The 16165-nt window shown below is 65.6% G+C and carries 19 protein-coding genes, 1 tRNA gene and 1 pseudogene; 15 read left to right on the top strand and 6 right to left on the bottom strand.

The window, feature by feature from the left end; all coding sequences use genetic code 11:
* The first annotated feature begins 78 nt into the window (after positions 1-78).
* Positions 79-1338 (top strand): MFS transporter, encoded by a 1260-nt coding sequence (locus JD77_RS08000; protein WP_145773710.1) that lies wholly within the window; start codon positions 79-81, stop codon positions 1336-1338.
* A 993-nt stretch (positions 1339-2331) separates the two neighbouring features.
* Here JD77_RS08000 and JD77_RS07995 read toward each other — a convergent pair.
* Positions 2332-2556: a winged helix-turn-helix domain-containing protein gene (locus JD77_RS07995; protein WP_145773709.1), complete on the bottom strand. Its 225-nt coding sequence runs from the start codon at positions 2554-2556 to the stop codon at positions 2332-2334.
* Between the two features lie 321 nt (positions 2557-2877).
* Here JD77_RS07995 and JD77_RS35065 point away from each other — a divergent pair.
* The 3 genes and pseudogenes from JD77_RS35065 to JD77_RS07980 all read left to right on the top strand — a co-directional run.
* Positions 2878-3225 (top strand): annotated as a pseudogene (locus JD77_RS35065) (hypothetical protein); the annotation flags it as partial.
* Positions 3222-3440 carry a hypothetical protein gene (locus JD77_RS07985; protein WP_145773707.1) on the top strand — a complete coding sequence of 73 codons (219 nt, stop codon included), beginning with the start codon at positions 3222-3224 and terminating at the stop codon, positions 3438-3440. The pseudogene JD77_RS35065 and the gene JD77_RS07985, both read left to right, overlap by 4 nt.
* A 208-nt stretch (positions 3441-3648) precedes the next feature.
* The gene (locus tag JD77_RS07980; RefSeq protein WP_145773706.1) at positions 3649-3963 is read left to right on the top strand and encodes a hypothetical protein; all 315 of its coding nucleotides are present in this window, start codon (positions 3649-3651) and stop codon (positions 3961-3963) included.
* A gap of 261 nt (positions 3964-4224) precedes the next feature.
* Here the strand turns inward: JD77_RS07980 and JD77_RS07975 are convergent, their stop codons facing one another.
* Positions 4225-4719, bottom strand: a complete 495-nt coding sequence (locus tag JD77_RS07975; protein WP_145777470.1) for a YajQ family cyclic di-GMP-binding protein — start codon at positions 4717-4719, stop codon at positions 4225-4227.
* A gap of 149 nt (positions 4720-4868) precedes the next feature.
* Between JD77_RS07975 and JD77_RS07970 the strand changes: the two genes are divergently transcribed.
* The 3 genes from JD77_RS07970 to JD77_RS07960 all read left to right on the top strand — a co-directional run bounded on the left by JD77_RS07970 (position 4869) and on the right by JD77_RS07960 (position 7988).
* Positions 4869-4952 (top strand) — tRNA-Tyr (locus JD77_RS07970).
* Positions 4953-5664: 712 nt separating this feature from the next.
* Positions 5665-7320, top strand: a complete 1656-nt coding sequence (locus JD77_RS07965) for an RNA-directed DNA polymerase (protein WP_145773705.1) — start codon at positions 5665-5667, stop codon at positions 7318-7320.
* A gap of 53 nt (positions 7321-7373) precedes the next feature.
* Complete coding sequence (locus tag JD77_RS07960) at positions 7374-7988, top strand: hypothetical protein (RefSeq protein ID WP_145773704.1); 615 nt, start codon at positions 7374-7376, stop codon at positions 7986-7988.
* Positions 7989-8079: 91 nt separating this feature from the next.
* Here JD77_RS07960 and JD77_RS31945 read toward each other — a convergent pair whose 3' ends face one another.
* Positions 8080-8517, bottom strand: a complete 438-nt coding sequence (locus JD77_RS31945) for a GntR family transcriptional regulator (protein WP_170286394.1) — start codon at positions 8515-8517, stop codon at positions 8080-8082.
* A gap of 379 nt (positions 8518-8896) precedes the next feature.
* The gene (locus JD77_RS34670; RefSeq protein ID WP_281292088.1) at positions 8897-9025 is read right to left on the bottom strand and encodes a hypothetical protein; all 129 of its coding nucleotides are present in this window, start codon (positions 9023-9025) and stop codon (positions 8897-8899) included.
* Positions 9026-9157: 132 nt separating this feature from the next.
* Here JD77_RS34670 and JD77_RS07950 point away from each other — a divergent pair, with 132 nt between their 5' ends.
* The 6 genes from JD77_RS07950 (at position 9158) to JD77_RS07925 (ending at position 13634) form a co-directional block, all read left to right on the top strand.
* Positions 9158-9403: a hypothetical protein gene (locus tag JD77_RS07950; RefSeq protein ID WP_246140568.1), complete on the top strand. Its 246-nt coding sequence runs from the start codon at positions 9158-9160 to the stop codon at positions 9401-9403.
* Entirely contained in the window at positions 9396-9740 is a 345-nt protein-coding gene (locus tag JD77_RS07945) for a precorrin-4 C11-methyltransferase (RefSeq protein ID WP_246140567.1), read from the top strand. The genes JD77_RS07950 and JD77_RS07945 overlap by 8 nt, the downstream gene beginning before the upstream one ends.
* 89 nt (positions 9741-9829) lie before the next feature.
* Positions 9830-10711, top strand: a complete 882-nt coding sequence (locus JD77_RS07940) for a GntR family transcriptional regulator (protein ID WP_246140566.1) — start codon at positions 9830-9832, stop codon at positions 10709-10711.
* A complete protein-coding gene (locus tag JD77_RS07935) occupies positions 10699-11475 on the top strand; it encodes a glycosyltransferase family 2 protein (RefSeq protein WP_246140565.1) in 777 nt (258 codons plus the stop codon). Before JD77_RS07940 ends, JD77_RS07935 begins: the two co-directional genes overlap by 13 nt.
* 209 nt (positions 11476-11684) lie before the next feature.
* Positions 11685-12950 (top strand): S1 family peptidase, encoded by a 1266-nt coding sequence (locus tag JD77_RS07930; RefSeq protein WP_246140564.1) that lies wholly within the window; start codon positions 11685-11687, stop codon positions 12948-12950.
* 123 nt (positions 12951-13073) lie between these two features.
* Entirely contained in the window at positions 13074-13634 is a 561-nt protein-coding gene (locus tag JD77_RS07925; RefSeq protein ID WP_145773701.1) for a hypothetical protein, read from the top strand.
* A 94-nt stretch (positions 13635-13728) separates the two neighbouring features.
* Here JD77_RS07925 and JD77_RS07920 read toward each other — a convergent pair whose 3' ends face one another.
* Complete coding sequence (locus tag JD77_RS07920; RefSeq protein ID WP_145773700.1) at positions 13729-14166, bottom strand: hypothetical protein; 438 nt, start codon at positions 14164-14166, stop codon at positions 13729-13731.
* A 276-nt stretch (positions 14167-14442) separates the two neighbouring features.
* Between JD77_RS07920 and JD77_RS34665 the strand changes: the two genes are divergently transcribed.
* Positions 14443-14577, top strand: a complete 135-nt coding sequence (locus JD77_RS34665) for a hypothetical protein (RefSeq protein WP_281292087.1) — start codon at positions 14443-14445, stop codon at positions 14575-14577.
* 153 nt (positions 14578-14730) lie between these two features.
* Positions 14731-15006 carry a hypothetical protein gene (locus JD77_RS07915; protein WP_145773699.1) on the top strand — a complete coding sequence of 92 codons (276 nt, stop codon included), beginning with the start codon at positions 14731-14733 and terminating at the stop codon, positions 15004-15006.
* A 220-nt stretch (positions 15007-15226) separates the two neighbouring features.
* On the opposite strand, the gene JD77_RS07910 is transcribed toward JD77_RS07915, so the two are convergent.
* Entirely contained in the window at positions 15227-15748 is a 522-nt protein-coding gene (locus tag JD77_RS07910; RefSeq protein ID WP_145773698.1) for a hypothetical protein, read from the bottom strand.
* Positions 15749-16165: the final 417 nt, after the last annotated feature.

The raw sequence follows: 16165 nt of genomic DNA, 5'->3' as shown, positions 1-16165 counted from the left end.
ATAACCGGTTCACGGGGCACGAGGGGTGGCGTTAGGGTCGAAACGTCCCGCGCTCATTACATCCCGTGGAGGTTCACCGTGGCCGCACTGCGCCAGTATCTGGGCGTGTGGCGGATTCCCGGCGCCCCGATGCTGTTGGTCCTCGGCATCGTCGGCCGGCTCGGGATCGGCATGACGTCGCTGGCGCTGCTGCTCCTGGTGGAGGAGGTGACGGGGCGGTACTCCCTCGCGGCGGTCGCGGGCGGCCTCTACGCCCTCGCCGGTGCCGCCCTCAGCCCCGTCGCCGGTCGGATCGCCGACCGGGTCGGCCCCTCCCCGGTGCTGCTGGCCACCGCCGTCGCCCACCCGCTGGCCCTGTTCGGGCTGCTCTGGGCGAGCCGCTCCGGCGCCGGCGGCCTCGCCCTGACCTACCTCGCCGCCGCGGTCGCCGGCGCCACGTACCCGCCGCTCACCGCCGCGATCCGGGGCGCCTGGAACGACCTCACCGGCCCCGCCTCCGACCGGTACCACCTGCGCAACACCGCCCTCGCGGCGGAAACCTCCCTGTTCGAGGTCGTCTTCGTGCTCGGCCCGCTGCTGGTGGCCGGTTTCGTCCTGTTCGCCGACGCGACGGCGGCCCTGGTCGGCTCTGCCGTGGTCACCCTGGTCGGCACCACCGCCGTCGCGCTCGGCCGGGCCATGCGCGGCTGGCGGCCACACCCGCGCGAACACGACGCCAGGGGCCTCGGCCCGCTTCGTGCGGGCGGCTTCCCGGCCCTGCTGCTCTGCGTCGCGTGCATCGGAATCGCGTTCGGCGCCGCCGGGGTCACCGTGCCCGCGTTCGCCGGAAACCAACCCACCGGGGATCCGGAGAGTCTCGCCGGCGTGCTCCTGGCGGTCTGGGGGATCGGCAGTGCCGTCGGCGGCCTCTGGTTCGGCGTCCGCAAGCCGGCCGCGAACATGACCCGGCAGTTCGCCTGGCTGCTCGCCGCGGTGGCCGCCAGCTTCGCCGTCTTCGCGGTGATGCCCGCCCCGGCGGCGCTCGGCGTCGCGCTGGTCGTCGGCGGGGCCACCATCGCGCCCGCGCTGACCCTGGAGAACACCCTGGTCGGGCGGATCGCCCCGGCCGGGATGCTGAACGAGGCGTACACCTGGGTGGTGACGATGTCCGTGGCCGCCAGCGCCGCGGGCGGCGCGGTCGCCGGGCTGATCGTGGACCACGCGGGCGGGGTGCCGTGGGCGTTCCTGTTCGCCGGCGCGGCGGTCGCCGTCGGGGCCGTGGTCGCCGCGCTCCCCGCTGGGCCGATCGCCCGGGCGGAGACCGCGGCGGTACGCGTCGAGCAGACCGTCGCCGCCTGACGGCGGCGACCGGGCTGGCGGAACCGGTGTTCGCCGGCCGTCGTGGCCTGATTGCGGGCCGCTTGCGACGGGTACGCGGGCGGGCATGTTCGTCTTCTTCTCGAACCGTGTCGGCTGCCTCGGCTCGATCCTGATCAGCGCGCTGGTGACCCTGGTCCTGTACCTGATCTTCTCGCGCTGAGCGCGTCCCAGCGGTAGTTGGTGAACTGGGGCGTGACAAGTCGACACCGTGCCCGTTGCGTGCCCGCCGAGACGGTCAACAAGGGTCAGCAACGGCCTCTACCAGCCCGGCCCATCACGGCCTAAGCCTGCGACAGACTTCACTACCAGCGTCGCTGCAACGATTTGTCTGGAAGTCAAGGCACCTTCCAAACTGACGGTGCCTGGGCTGTCTCTGGGCCGGCCTTGCGGGATCGTGGTCTACTGCCGGCATGCGTCGGCGGCGTCTCGCTCATCTCCTACTGGCAGTGGCGGGCGCGTTGGCGGCTGCCGCTGGATTCGGCATTGGACTGTACTCGTGGACGAAGAGCTGGTCATGGCGGCCGTCCTGGTTGGCATTCCCACTGTGCTACGGCGGCGGTTGGCTGTTGCGCGGTGGTGTCCGGCGCCTGCGCAACGCCAACCGGCAGACGGCGGATTGAGGCAGCCAGGAGACAGCGAGAGCAACAGCATCGACCGATAGCAGACGACACAGGGCAGGAGAGCAGCCCGTACAAGGCAGAACGGCATCCGAGGACATCCAACGGTGGCCCGCGACCGCGTTCACACCGAAGCGGTCGGCCCTGTTGCTGTCGACAGCAACGGTGACAGCAACAGGGCAGAACAGCGTGAGCCGAAGCCAGCCGGCGGCGGATCAACGCCCGACGTCAGAGACGTGCGCGGACGATACCGGACAGAGCGCCCAGGACTTACAAGCGCGAGATCGAGGCATCAGGCCCGGTGTCGCTCGTGCTGGAAGGCCGGGCCTGCTGTGGTCGGGCTGCTCTGCTGCTCCTACTCGGGGAGCGGGTCCGAGACGTACACGCCCTTACCCTGCCGGCCGTCGATGAGCCTCTCGGCTTTGAGTAGAAGCATTGCGGCTCGGATGACGGTGTTGCTGACCTTGTAGTGCTCGCACAGGGCGGCGAAGGACGGCAGTTTGTCGCCCGGCTTCAGGTGGCCGGAGCTGATCTGCTCGCGGATGTCCCGAGCAACTTGCAGGTAGGCAGCTTCAGACATTGGTGGTGCTCCCAGCTTGGCGGCTGGTCCAAGCAGATCACAGGTCAGGCCCCACCTACAACGCCATGTGTCATGAGCTGTTGACTCTGCGCACATTGCGTCCTAAGTTGCTCGTGGGGCTACCCAGCTTGGCGGCCGGGTGCCCTGCCGTGGGTGCCCAGCTCCGAATCACGATCGACCGGGCACCCACGGCACCGTTCGGGAACCGGCGGGAGGCAGCATGACCAGCCCATTTGGCTCCGGCGTCGCGGCACCAGTTTCCGAGAACGCCGAGATGGCCAGCTCCGATGACACGGTAGGGAGCCCGGTGCGGCGTGTCTCGTACGACGAGTACGTCTTGGCGGTCGCTCTGACCCTCGCCCGGCGGCACCGGCCGGTGTGGTGCTGGCGAAGGTGGCGCCGGGTCTGCCGCTGCGGTGCCGACCTGCCCTGCCGTGCCCGGCACCGGATCCCGATCAACCGTGGCCACTGGCCGGACGGGGAGGCCAGGTGAACGACGACCAAGAGCGGGCGATCCTCGCCGTACAGTTCCGAGGGCTCGACGGGATGTGCGTCGGCTGCCGAGCGTGGTGGTCGCGGCTGGTGCCGTACCCGTGTTGGCAGGTGGAGTGGGCGACCAGCCGGCAGGCCCGGACGATCATGGCGCGCTACCTTGGGGTGCGGGCGTGACCACCCATGGCCCGGTGCTGCCGATCTGGAGCTGCGGCGGCTGCGGCGCGCCCTGGCCCTGCCGGACCCGCCGGCAGGAACTGCAAGCGGAGTACGCGGATGCGCCGATGTCCCTCGCGTTGTACATGGGCGCGCAGTTCGCCCGCGCCGCAGAGGATCTGACGTGGGCGCCCGCCGGCGCCCTGCATCGCCGCTTCCTGGGCTGGCTGCGGTGAGGAGCTGACGCCAGCAGTACAGCAGCGGAGTACAGCAACGGTGGCAACCGCACCGGACCGAGACGGCCCGCAGCAGGCCGGTTCGCCTCGGACGACACCTGATCAGACCGCTCCGCCGAGAGTTCACACCGAAGCGGTCAGCATGATTGTCGCTGCCGACTGCGTATGGTCAGTGGTGGGTCTTTCACGCCAGGGAGGTCACCGCCGCATGGAGCCCGACGATGAAGGGGCGCGTCCGCTCGTTGACTCTGGTTGTCTGGTCACCTGGTTTGAGGTCGTCGATCCCTTGGTAGCACGCACCCACGATCATGGGCCGATTCGCGATGACTACAGCAACCTCTACTTCGAGGGCAGCGGGCGGATGCGTGCCCATGCGGGACAGTTGGCCCGGCGGCCGGGCTGCATCCCGGCCGAGAGCCAAGCGTTCACGGCACGCGATTCATGGGCCAAACCGATACCGCCTGCGATCGTCCGGTGCGAGGTCTGCCTTGCAGCACATCCCGTCGCCCAGGTGCCCGAGTGACTAACTGAGTGACGACCGTGACGAACAAGGCAGGACGCCGATGGACCACGGTGGACGGAAGCGCCAGCGTGGCCGCTTGTTATCGCAGGTCGGCTTGCTCGGATCGTTGGCTGGGGGGCAAGGGGTCGACGAGGGCCACGCCCAGGCCGTCACCAGGCCGTCGGAGGCCGATCGCGAGCAACCAACGACGACCACTGGTGACGACGTATGCCCAGGTAACAAGGCGTGGCCAGCCCGCTGAGCGGGCCGGCCCAGGCCGCCCTACCTGTAGTTGGTGAACTGAAGGGCGACGCCGAAGTCCTCGCCCTTCAGCAGGGCGATGACGGCCTGGAGGTCGTCCTTCTTCTTGCCCGTGACCCGGAGCTGGTCGCCCTGGATCTGGGCCTGGACGCCCTTCGGCCCCTCCTCACGGATCTTCTTGCTGATCGCCTTGGCCTTGTCCGAGTCGATGCCCTGGATCACCTTGGCATCGATCTTGAACACCTTGCCCGAGGGACGGGCGTCACCGGCGTCCAGCGACTTGAGCGAGATGTTCCGCTTGACCAGCTTCTCCTTGAAGACGTCCAGGGCGGCCCGGACCCGCTCCTCGGTCTCCGCCTGGAGGCTGATCGCCTCCTCGCCCGACCAGGAGATCTCCGCGCCGGTCCCCCGGAAGTCGAACCGCGTCGCGAGCTCCTTCTCCGCCTGGCGGAGGGCGTTGTCGACCTCCTGGCGGTCGACCTTGCTCACGATGTCGAACGACGGGTTCGCTGCCATACTCATGCTCCTGCTGTCCGGCGGTCTGCACGTACGCGTCGTCCACTGACCAGCGGTACGACCCTCTGACGGTACCCGGTTGCGCGGGGCCGGGGAGCAGCCGCTATCCTTGGCTCCGCTGCCGCGGTACGCCGAGGCGGCGACGCCCTGGCGGGTTGCCCGAGCGGCCAATGGGAGCGGACTGTAAATCCGTCGCGAAAGCTACAGAGGTTCGAATCCTCTACCCGCCACCAGGTGCGAGAACGGCCCCTGACCAGCAGGAATGCTGATCGGGGGCCGTTGTCGTTGATCTCGCCGAGTCCGGCTGGGTCCAGTCCTCTACGACTCGCTGTGGGCAGATCGTGGGCGGGTCGATCATGCTTCTGACGGCCTGGTGCTCGCTGCCCAGGATCGGGGTGGGTGGCTGCCTGGCGCGGGCGTACGGGCCGGCTGAGAGGCTTGCCTGGCGGCCCGCGGTGGCTGCGGGAGACAGGCCGGGGGCAAGCCAGTCCCGGGGTTGGACTGGCGCGGCAGCCGGAAGCCCCGAGCCGCGACCAGGCCGACCCGTTCGGCTTCCGTACCGCCTGGCGTGATCGCGGCCTTCTCTCGGTCAGGGCGGGGCGGGTACCCGGCGGCTGTCGGTGGCTGACCGCCCCGGCGCCGGAGGCGGCCGGGGCGGCTTGCCGCCGGCCGGGCTCACCGCCCCTGCACCGCGCGAAGCGCGGTGCCTTGATCATGACTAGAGCAATTCGGCAGTCCAGAGGATGGGGTTCGGGCATGGTCATCTGCCTGGTGTGGCGCCTTTGGTAACTGAATCTCGCTGCTGCTGGATCCACAAAAGATTATAGGTGGCGTCACTCGACTATTGGACGTAACAGATCTATCAGGCGAAGCTCCCAAAAGGAACCCGGGAAGCCTTGCGCTTGCCGGATATCCACTTGATATTCCCGTGGGGCTCGGGTTATCTTGGTCGGTCCGACGGGAAAGATATTCGAGGTTCTAATGCCCCTGATTGAGCGCGTGGCCCTTGCGCGAGCTGTTGCGAACGTTGCCACTAAAGGCGATACGGATGTCTTCCCGTTTCCTTTCGAAAACCACGTCTTCCATGACTGTCGAGAATCAATCGTTGATCTTTTGGAGGGTATAGCCGCGGATTTCCAGGGAAGTTTGGCGCGTTCGCCCATTACCAGCCATTCATCTTTGGCTCCAGTAGGCTACGCCGGCTACAGGTGGACCACCCAAATAGATCCCCTCTGGAACGCCTACCTCCTCGGAGTGGTAGAGTCACTCGCTCCTGCCATCGAGGACTCGCGGATCAGCCCTGAGGAGCAGACAGTTTTCTCCTACCGCTACGAGCCTGATCCCAGCCTAGGCATGTTCAAGCTGGACGGGTGGAAGTCGTTCCAAGATAGATGCAATGAGCTAGCCCTTAGGCACGCATATGTCGTCAGCGTAGATATTGCCGACTTCTACTCCCGGATCTACCACCACCGACTTGAGAACGCCTTACGGGATATCGACGATCCGAGCAAGGAACGCTCTAAGCAGATCATCTCGATACTCACCAAGCTAAGTGGCGGAACCTCCTATGGGCTTCCGGTCGGGGGGAATGCGGCGAGATTGCTGTCGGAATTGGTCCTTAATCAGGTAGATAGGCTGCTGCTGGCTGAGGCTCATGCGGGACAGTTCTGCCGATATGCAGACGACTATCGCTTCTTCGTCAACGATTTGCAGTCAGCCCACCGATGCATCGGAATGCTTTCCGAGAAGTTGATGAGAAACGAGGGGTTTTCCCTTCAGAAGGCCAAAACGCGGATTATGACGTCGGCGGAGTATCAACTCATCATGGAGTCGCAGCAGCAGGGGGATTCTGCCAGCGCTGGCAAATTCCTCGGACTCCGGCTGCACTTCGACCCGTACTCTACGACTGCCGTCGACGACTACGAACGCATGATGGCCCAGATATCCGAGTTCGATGTATTGAGCTTGCTGCGAGACGAGATAACGAAGGGCCGCATCCATGTTAGCCTGACGAGGAAGCTGGTTGGCGCCTTGAGGTATATGGATGAGGAAAGCCGGATCCAAGCGATCATATCGCTTTTGGAGAATGTAGAGACGCTTGCCCCTATCATCCCTCAGGTTATGCTTGCCGTTCGTCAGTGTATCGATGACATCGACGATCGAGACGCGGTGGATGAGATTCAGGCGACGGTGAGAGGGCTGGTAGAGGCGGAGCATTACATCGCGAAGAACGACCTCAACCTTGCCTATATCGTCAGGGTGCTCGCTGCTGGACGGAACAGCCTTAATGAAAGGATGTTAATCCGAACCTATAGTTCGTTCCATGGATATGGGATGAAGTCCGCACCCAACATTCAGCGTGATATTGTGCTTGCACTGGCGAGGTGGAACGTAAGGTATTGGCTCAGTGAGAGGAAGCATTCCTTCGGCACGGATCACGCCTGGGTTAAGCGGGCGTTTAGAGTTGCGAGCTATGCGTTAGGCGATGAAGGAAGCCATTGGCGGCGCTCGAATAAGCCCGAGGTTGGGTCTTTCGATGATATTGTCCAAAAATGGGCGGCTGATCGTTTTAACAGCCCTGGATGGATGATCCCCGTATGATTTCCGTTCGCCGATTCTCGCTTCAAGGCTCTATCTGGCGACAGCATGCGCCTATGATGGAGCAGGTCGTTCGCTGGATCAATGAGAACGAGTCACCTTTTGGTAGGCCCGTGCGCTTAAATCACGACGGCCGCAGGAGCGCCGTGATTGCAGAAACTGCTTTTCGTCGCGCTGCAGTCGACGCGCCCCTCTTTGAACACGACGAAGCCGCGGAACGGGCTGCTAGCGATTTGATATCGCTGCTGCCGCGTGGTCAGTTCGGCGATGTCCCGCTAGCCGAGTCGGAGAGACTTGAGGTTGTGCTGATTCAGCAGAATCTGTTGAGGCTTGCGGGAACGCTGCATGGGCCAGTCTACTTTTACCCCGTTCCTGGCTGCGGGGTAGTGAGTTCGGCTTTTGGTGACATGGCGGATGGGGATCACCTCATTGAGGTCAAGACGGTTGCGCGCCCATTCCGAGGAACTGATTTGCGCCAGGTGCTGATTTATTGTGCTATGAAGTATGCGTCCAACCAGACGGTGGATGAGATTAGTCTTTACAATCCCCGCCGGGCCAGGCTCTTCAGGAGCAGTCTGGACGAGATCGCGTTCGCGGTTTCTGGGCGAGCAGGCGTAGAGCTCGTGAACGATCTGGTAGACGCCATGGTTGGCTTCCAGGTATCCGCGTAAGCGCCTAACGGGCGGATGGCCCCTGCTTGCACGGCTGCCGTGAGGATTTGCAGATGCGGGTGGGCGACACGATGAAGTCTGAGCATGCGCCCTAAGGCTCAGCATTTTGACTAGGTGGACGGAGCCGATAGGCTCGGGTAACCGTATCTACTTGTTTTCCCTTCCGCATGACACTCTCATGCTCGATTAGTGCCGTTCCAACCTCGATGCCGAACAGAGCTGCAAGCTCCGCACCGGCAATAACCTCGCGTTGCCTGGTTTCTAATCCGTTGGGTCGGCCGCCCGAAGTGTCGTCGCTGGGGTAAACGTTTGCGAAAGTGCCTCTACCGTGTTCGGTGGTTGCTAACCCGTTTTCTCGAAGAACAGCGATGGCCTGCCGGATTGTGCCGCGACTGGCTCGGAACTCGGCGGTGAGCACGCTTTCGGCTGGCAAGAGGGCTCCGGGCGGGATGGCGCCGCTCTCGATGCGTTTCCTCAGTTCGTCCGCGATGACGCGATAGCGGGGCTGTCCGTAGTGCGGGGTGGGCACCCGCTCACCGTACCTGGCACTTGTGTTACCAAGTGCCAACCAGATGACCCGTTTCGGCGTATGGACAACACGTCCACTTGTAGGTACGTTTCCGGGTGTGCGGCCAGAGTGACGGCTTGTATCAGGGGTGGTGCCATGCCGGCCCTGGCCGCATCTGACGCGCGGCGTCCTGTCGGACCGGTTGCGGTAGCCGCGCGGACAAAGTTGGCTCGGCGATACCCGACCCGTCTGCGTCGGACGGTGCGCCGTGCCTTCATCCGGCCGGTGGCCGGCCACCTTCCCCCGTGGCTGGCCACCGGTCCCCGCCTACCTGTGGAGGTGCGATGTCTGGCTCTCATCGTCGGCGCGGCTGGTTCTCGTCCTGGTGGTCCCGGAGGCGTCAGCCGGCCCGGGCTGCCAGCAGCAGCGTTTCGCCGGTTCGGCGTCCGACGAACTCTGTCGCGCCGGCGTACTGGTGGTCTGCCGCGCCGACGCGCGAACTGCCCGCGATGCGGTACGCGCCGCTCATGACGCTGGCGCAGTCCTACCGGGGCAACGGTGGGCGGTGGCAGCGATGAGGCGGACGAGCAAACCGGCCGCGGTCACGAGCCACCCGGACTGGTGCACCCCGGACCGCTGCGGCCACCTCGTGCCCCCGCTCATGACGCACATGGCCCGCCGCCATCGCGGCCCGATCTACCGATTCGGTGACACCCGGACGAGCGGCACGGTCGTCACCTACCTCATCGGTGCCGACGCCCAGGCGCCCCTGATCGCGGTTCACGCGACGTGCCGCGGCGGGAACGCCTGGGCCGAGCTTTCCATGTCGCAGGCTGCTCAACTGGTCGAGCGGCTGGGCGCTTTGCTGGTGCAAGCGCGCGGCGACCACGAGGCCGGCGATGACTGAGGGCGAGGTCATGGCCGAGAGTCGGCAGGCGGCGTCGACTGCGCCGGCCGGTTGCCCGGCGTGGTGCCGGGGCTGCGGACCGAACGACCCGATGCACCGCGGCTTCATGGCCACCATCGGCCGGGAGCGGACCGGCTGGATCAGCGTCCAACTGCTCATCGACCGATTCGCACGCCGGGACCTGGCCGTCAAGCTCGACACCACCCGGTACGGCGCGACACAGGCCGTGCTCCTGTCGGAAGCGCAGTTGACCCGGCTCATCGAGGAACTGACCGAGGCGCGGCAGGCGATGCGAGCACCGGCGAGTTGGCGCGGACGGAAGGGAGAGAACCGGTGAACACCAACAGCCGTCAGGGCATGGCCGCACCTCGTACCGCCGGCCCACGTCGTACCCGGTCGCCGCGATCAGGGATAACGGTCCCCGCGGTGCCCGAGCGGCCCGCCGGCGGGACCACCTGGCAGACGTTGGAACGTCTAGGGGGTACGGTGACCGGTGTGCATGGCCGGGACTGGCGCCCACGCTACCTGCAACTCGCGGAGGAGTTGCGGGCGAAAATCATGAGCGGTGAGCTGGCGCCCGGCACGCTGATGCCGAGCGAAACCGAGCTGGCCGACACGTCCGGCCTGTCCCGGACCAGCGTGCGCAACGCGATCCGGCAGCTTCGGGAATGGGGCCTCGTCCGGGCCGAGCAGGGGCGCGGCACCTACGTGCGGGCACCCCGCCAGCGGGTACGCCGTCGCAACACCGAGCGGTACCAGTGGGAGAAAGATCGGGTCCTGCTCGACGAGGCTGAGCGGTTGAAGACCGGCGCCATCGAGCACGACACCGGCCTGACCGTCGACGACCTCAAGTTCCACGCCGAGTACACCCGCGTCGACGCGGACGAGGAGATGGCGGCGGCCTTGCAGGTCGAGCCGGGTACGCCGCTGCTGCGCCGGGTCTACTGGACGTCCTCCCGCCACGAGAACCCGCCGCTGACGCTGTCGTACTCCTACCTGCCGTACGACCTGGTGGCTGCGAACCCGGACCTGCTCGACGAGAGCAAAGAACCATGGCCCGGCGGTACGCAGCACCAGCTCCACACGCTGGGCATCGAGCTGGACCGGATCGACGACGTGGTTCGGGCCCGGCCGCCGTCACCTGATGAGGCCGAGCTGCTGGACATCGACCCGGGCGTCTCGGTGCTCACCGTGCGGAAGACCTCGGTCGACACCACGGGCCGCGTCGTCGAGGTCGCCGATGCGGTGATGCCGGGTGACCGCACAGAGCTTGTGTACTCCCACAAACTCCAACGGTGGAAAACTTGACGCAGATCGTCTCGGTCATCACTCCAGTCCACGCGCCCAGCATCGGGCACCTCGCTGGCGCTTACGCGTCGTTGCTCAAGCAGGAGATGCCCGACGGGTGGGACTGGCAGTGGCTCGTCCAGGAGGACGGGCAGACCGGCGCCCTGGTCGACGCGCTGCCCGATGATCCTCGGATCAGTCTCGGCATCGGCCGTCCCGGTGGGCCTGGTGTGGCTCGCACCTTGGCCTTGTCCCGGGTGTCCGGGGACCTCATAAAGGTCCTGGACGCCGACGACCAGCTGACCCCCGGCGCGCTCGCCCGGGACATCGCCGCGTTCACCGCACACCCGCAGATCGGCTGGACCACCTCGCGGGTACTCGACCTGCTGCCCGACGGGTCAACCGCTGGCTGGGACAAGGACCCGGCCGGCGGGGTGATCGCCCGCGGCGCGGTCCTGTCGTTCTGGCAAGCCAACGAGTACCGCGCATCCGTGCACCCGGCGACCCTGTGCCTGCGGCGGGATCTCGTCTTCGCCCTGGGCGGCTGGATGGCCCTGCCCGCCTCGGAGGACACCGGCCTTCTGCTCGCCGCCAACGCGGTCAGCGAGGGCTACTTCACCCGGGAGTACGGCCTGCTCTACCGCAAGTGGCCCGGCCAGGTCACCAGCCAGGCCGCGCACCGTGAACCGGCCGAGTACCAGGCGCGAATGAGGATCATCGAGGCCAGAGCCACCGCCCTGGCCTCGATGATCCCGAACGGCTTGCCGCTTGGAGCTACGGCGTAGCCACGTGCCCCGGCTGTTTCCGTCGGCATGAACGACTGGATTGTAGTAGTTCGCCCGAAAACAGCGTGATCGATTGATATGGGACGACGGGCATCATTGGAGTAGCTGCACCGATACTCTGCGCCTACTTTATCGAAGCTCAGAGGAGCAGAATGCCCACTGTCAGTCCCTCTCGTCTGTCCGTGACACGTGCACCGCTAGCAGCAGCGATGGCGGCCCTTGTTGTAGTGCCGGGGCTGCTGGCCGGACCTATGGCGGCCAGTGCCGCGCCGACCAGCCCCAGTGCCAGCAGCGAGGATCCACAGTCCACCGATAATCTTGACCCGGCGCTCTTGGCGGAGATGCGGTGGCAGAACGCGCTCCAACCTGCGGTAACCGCGATCTGGGACGTCCAGGTGCAGACTCCGGACTCCGGATTCGCTGGATTGGCGTACGAGGATGGCGGCCTCACCCTGTACTGGAAGGGGGCACTGACCCCCGACATGTCCGCCGCGCTGGACGCCGGGCGGGCGTTCGGTCTCGTCAGGGTCAAGGCTGCCACCAATTCCGAGGCAGAGTTGCATGCTGCTGGCAGAAAGATCCACGCTGCCATTGACCTGCACGGCGGTAGTGACATCCAGTCGATCAGCTACGCCCCCGATGGCAGCGGTCTCCAGATCACGCGCGGGCCGGAGGTAACTCATGGTGAACCAGCTGCCCTGATTCAGTCCGAAAGTTCGGAAGCCTCCGTCGAGCAGATCCTCGCGGAGGCCCAGGTGGACGTACCGGTACAGGTGACGGACGCAGTCGAGCCGCTCAGCCTTCTCGCCAGCCGGCTCAACGACACCTCACCATGGAACGGAGGCGGTCGTTGGGAGTCCTGGCGAGGACTTGATCACCGAATGAGCTGCACGACAGGATTCGGCGTACACGCCGGCGGACGCAGCTACGTCCTGAGCGCTGGGCACTGTGCCACTCCGCCGGACGATGCGTACCAGGGCACGTACGGCGGGACCTTCAAAGAGATGGGTCCGGTGTATGACGACGATTGGCGCTCTGACCTACTGTTGATCAATGCGCCCGGCTGGTATCTGATCTTTGACGGCTCGGCCACCACATCAACGACCAAGGCGGTCCGCAGCTGGGGGTACTGGGCGGCGAACGAGTTGGTGTGCCAGTCCGGCATGAAAAGCGGCACGGTCTGCGGCATCAAGCAGCAGAGTTCGACCGACCTTCGAGTCAGCTGCAATGCGCCCGACTCCGACGGTGACTGCGACTACACCATCTACGGCCTGATCAAGAGCACGCAGGTGAACGGTTCCACCCCAGCGCAGGGCGGAGACAGCGGCGGTCCCGTCTTCACGCTCGACGGCACCGGCGTGCGAGCGAAGGGCATCGTGTCCGGCGGCGGGGGTACGACTATGTACTTCCAGGACTGGGCGGACGTCATCCGAGTCTATGGGGCCTACCCCAACACCAACTCGTCGACTTCCTGAAGGCCCTTCAAAGCCCACCGGGGCCATCAAGCAGCGGTGGTCCCGGTGGCTGCTTCCCCGAGTCGAGGCCATGAGGTGCCCTATGATGTCAATGGCGTAAGAATCGATGAAGGGTGGTCCTCGGTGGCGCAGATGGCCGGCAATGCAGGACTCCCGCTCACGCGGCGACGCGTCACGATAGCCGCGATGGTCTTGGCCGTGGTCTTCCTCGGCTCGGCCTTCGCTCTGCTGTACGAGAATGAGGATCCGGTGCGAGCGCAGGTCCAAGCGGCGTCCATTGACAACACCGAGGCTGGTCCTGCTCGTTGCCCTGACGCCTGGGACGAGCACTCGTCGCCGTCCGGCGGCAAAGCTGATCTGGTGCCGACGGGGGCTACCGAGGCTTTTCTCTGCACCTACCGGTACGACAGTGCGGTCCCGCTACGGTTAGACGCCAGCAGGAAGCTCACCCAGCATGTCGATGACCTTTCCGCGTACCTGAATAACCTGCCGACCGCTCCACTACAGAACGAGATGTGTCTGCTCGGGCAGAACATCGAACACGCGATCGTCTTCGGCTATCCCCAGCAGCGCTCCGTATCGGTGCGCCTAATTGACTGCGGCTGGATGCGGGAAGGCGCGAGCAGGTACGGCGGAGACCTCCGGAAGGTCACCGCATACTGGGGTGTGCGCTGGAACGAGTGACACGACCACGCTGCCCGGCGCACAACACTGAAGATCATCGAGGCCAGAGCGTACGCCTTGGCCTCGATGCTTCCCAACGGACTGCCGATCACTGCTACGGCGTAGGTTCGTGCCCCGGCATGCCGTGGGTGCGCCGCCGTTGCTTCATCTCGGCCTCGTAGATGTGCCGGCGACCACCGGCTAGCTTCTCCCGCGCGTCCCGCTCGATCTCCTGGAACGCGGCGTAGTAGCCGTCGTCGAACTCCTCCACGATCTGGAACGTCCACCGGCCGGGTAGCACGTTGCGCCCTAACAGTTCGTGCTCGATCCGGCCGGCCACCTCGTCGTGCCCTGCCTCACGGAGCAGCTTTACCACCCGGTCGAGGGTCAGATCCGCGCCGCCGACGAGCTGGTGCGCCGAGTACAGGTGACCGCGTACCCGGTGGATTGTCTCCAGCGCCTTGCTCAGTTCGCCCAGCGCCTCGATGGTCCTGTCGTCGACCCCCGCCGGACGTGAGTGCTCCTCGTCTACTGATCTCTGATGACCTGGCATAACGGCCGACTTACCCAGTGCAGAGGCTTGGTACCGGCGGAGAGCGGTAGACGCCGGGAGACACCTTCCGGGCAGGTCCACATCCCCCTTCGTCTAAGACTCACTGAAGAGACACCCACCAAGCTTGTTGACTTGTCTGCCAAGTGCCGTTTACCTTGGAGTCTGAATTTGGCAGACAAGTTAACAAGCTGGAGGTTGAGCGATGGCTCTGCGGGGCGGTGCGAGGCTTTTCGACTGCGAGGCATCGCCAGCAGCAACAGCTTCACCTCCCATTCGGTGACCTTCCGGCTCGCTGATCCGGCCGGCCTGCAGCTCGGATCGGTCCTGATCACCGACAGCGCGAAGAACGGCGAGGTGCAGAAGAAGGCTTCCCTCGATGAGTTCGCGCGCCTAGGAAGAGACGAACGCTAACCCCATGGGCCTCGCTGCCCGCTGGCTGTGTCGTACACCTGTCGTTGGGATCAACCCCGCTCGACCTCTGCGGCTGACCGTGATGACGCTCGGTGACCCGGCTGGCGACACGACCGACCGGTGGGAACGCGCCACCCCTGTAACGTCAGCCGCATGTGGATGGTGATCGGAGAGCAGCGTGGCCTCTCGACGGATGCCGGAGAGCGGTCGGCCCGGCTCAAGCACATGGCGGAGGTCACTCGGCAGAGTCCGGGGTTCGTTCGGGGCTGGTGGGGAGCGGACGACACCGATCCGGAGGTCATGCATGTTCTCGTGATGCTGGACTCCCTGGAAAACGCTCAGGCGTTGAAGCAGATGGTGGAGCAGAACGTCACCGGCGTCCGCTTGCGAATTATGGAGGTTGACGTCGAGGTCCCAGAGGCGGGTTGATCCGCAGAATGGGCGGCGATGGCGAGTCAGCCGGGCTTGCTTGTCGCCTCCGCTGGGCCGGTGCCGCCCGATAGTTGGCTGATTGTCGACGGTTTCTCGTCGAGGTGCGTTTCCAACTCGTGCCTGCTGACGAAGAACGGCGGGAAGCTCAGCAAATTGTGCTCCGGAACTGATGCCGGCAGGAAGGAGTCGGCGCCGCGCTCGGATGAGAGTCCGCCGGTCAGCCGTTCTCGGCTGTGTTGGTGTCGCCGAGCAGACGCCGTGCTTCGGCGATCACGCACGTGTCGACATCAGTGGCCGCGGTATCGCTGTACTGCCGCCCTTCGTGGACGGCGTCAAGGTAGTCGTACGTGTTCTCAAGGTCGATGAGTTCCCGGGCCAGGGGAGTTCCGTCGTAGGTGATGAAGCCGTATGCCCAGGACGTGAGGTCGCGAGCGGTGATGCTTTTGGCGAGCAGCCGTCCGGCCATGATCCGGAGGCCTTCCTCGTCGGCCTCCCGGCTTCCTTCCCGGTAGTACGCCAACGAGAGTTCCTCCAGTGCGTCTCGCAGCCAGCGGCGCAGCTCGTCACTCTCGCTACCGGGGGTGGGCGAGATGCCGGCCAGGATGCGGAGGGTCGGGCTGTCTACGCCTGCGACCAGGCAGGCGCAGGCAGCGTCGATCACATCAGTCGCGGGGGCGGAACCGACGCTCCACAGGGTGGCGGCCTCCCGGAGGCTGGCTAGCGCGTCTCCACTGGTCATCGATACATGATCTGACGGCCCGGGGGCGATGTCGCGGAGTTGTCCCGGGGCGGTGGGCTCTGGTGGTGGACGTCGGCCGTCGGCGGTGCAGTCGGATGGCCCTCGGTCGCGCAGCCGGTCACGTCGTGCCGCAGGCCACGCAGACCGCCATCGCATTCAGGCGCAGATCGCCCCCGGTTGTAACGAGGCGGCCAAACGAGGTCCGGGTGCCTCCCGCGTCCGGCCGGAACGGCAGCCGAGATGAGAGCCTGAAGTTCGGGCCGGTTCTCCACGGATGGAGGCTGGAGGCGACGGGATTCCGCCCGGGTACGTTGCGGGCCTCCTGCCGCCGGCGCCGAGTCTCGCCGGGCGTCGATGCGTGACGCGTACGACGATCGGCCGCCTCCACTTCCCGGCCGATCGTTTTGGCCATCTCGT

It is taken from the genome of Micromonospora olivasterospora (assembly GCF_007830265.1).
Classification (GTDB): domain Bacteria; phylum Actinomycetota; class Actinomycetes; order Mycobacteriales; family Micromonosporaceae; genus Micromonospora; species Micromonospora olivasterospora.
Note: the sequence above shows the minus strand (reverse complement) of the source record. Positions and strands in the feature narration are given on the sequence as shown.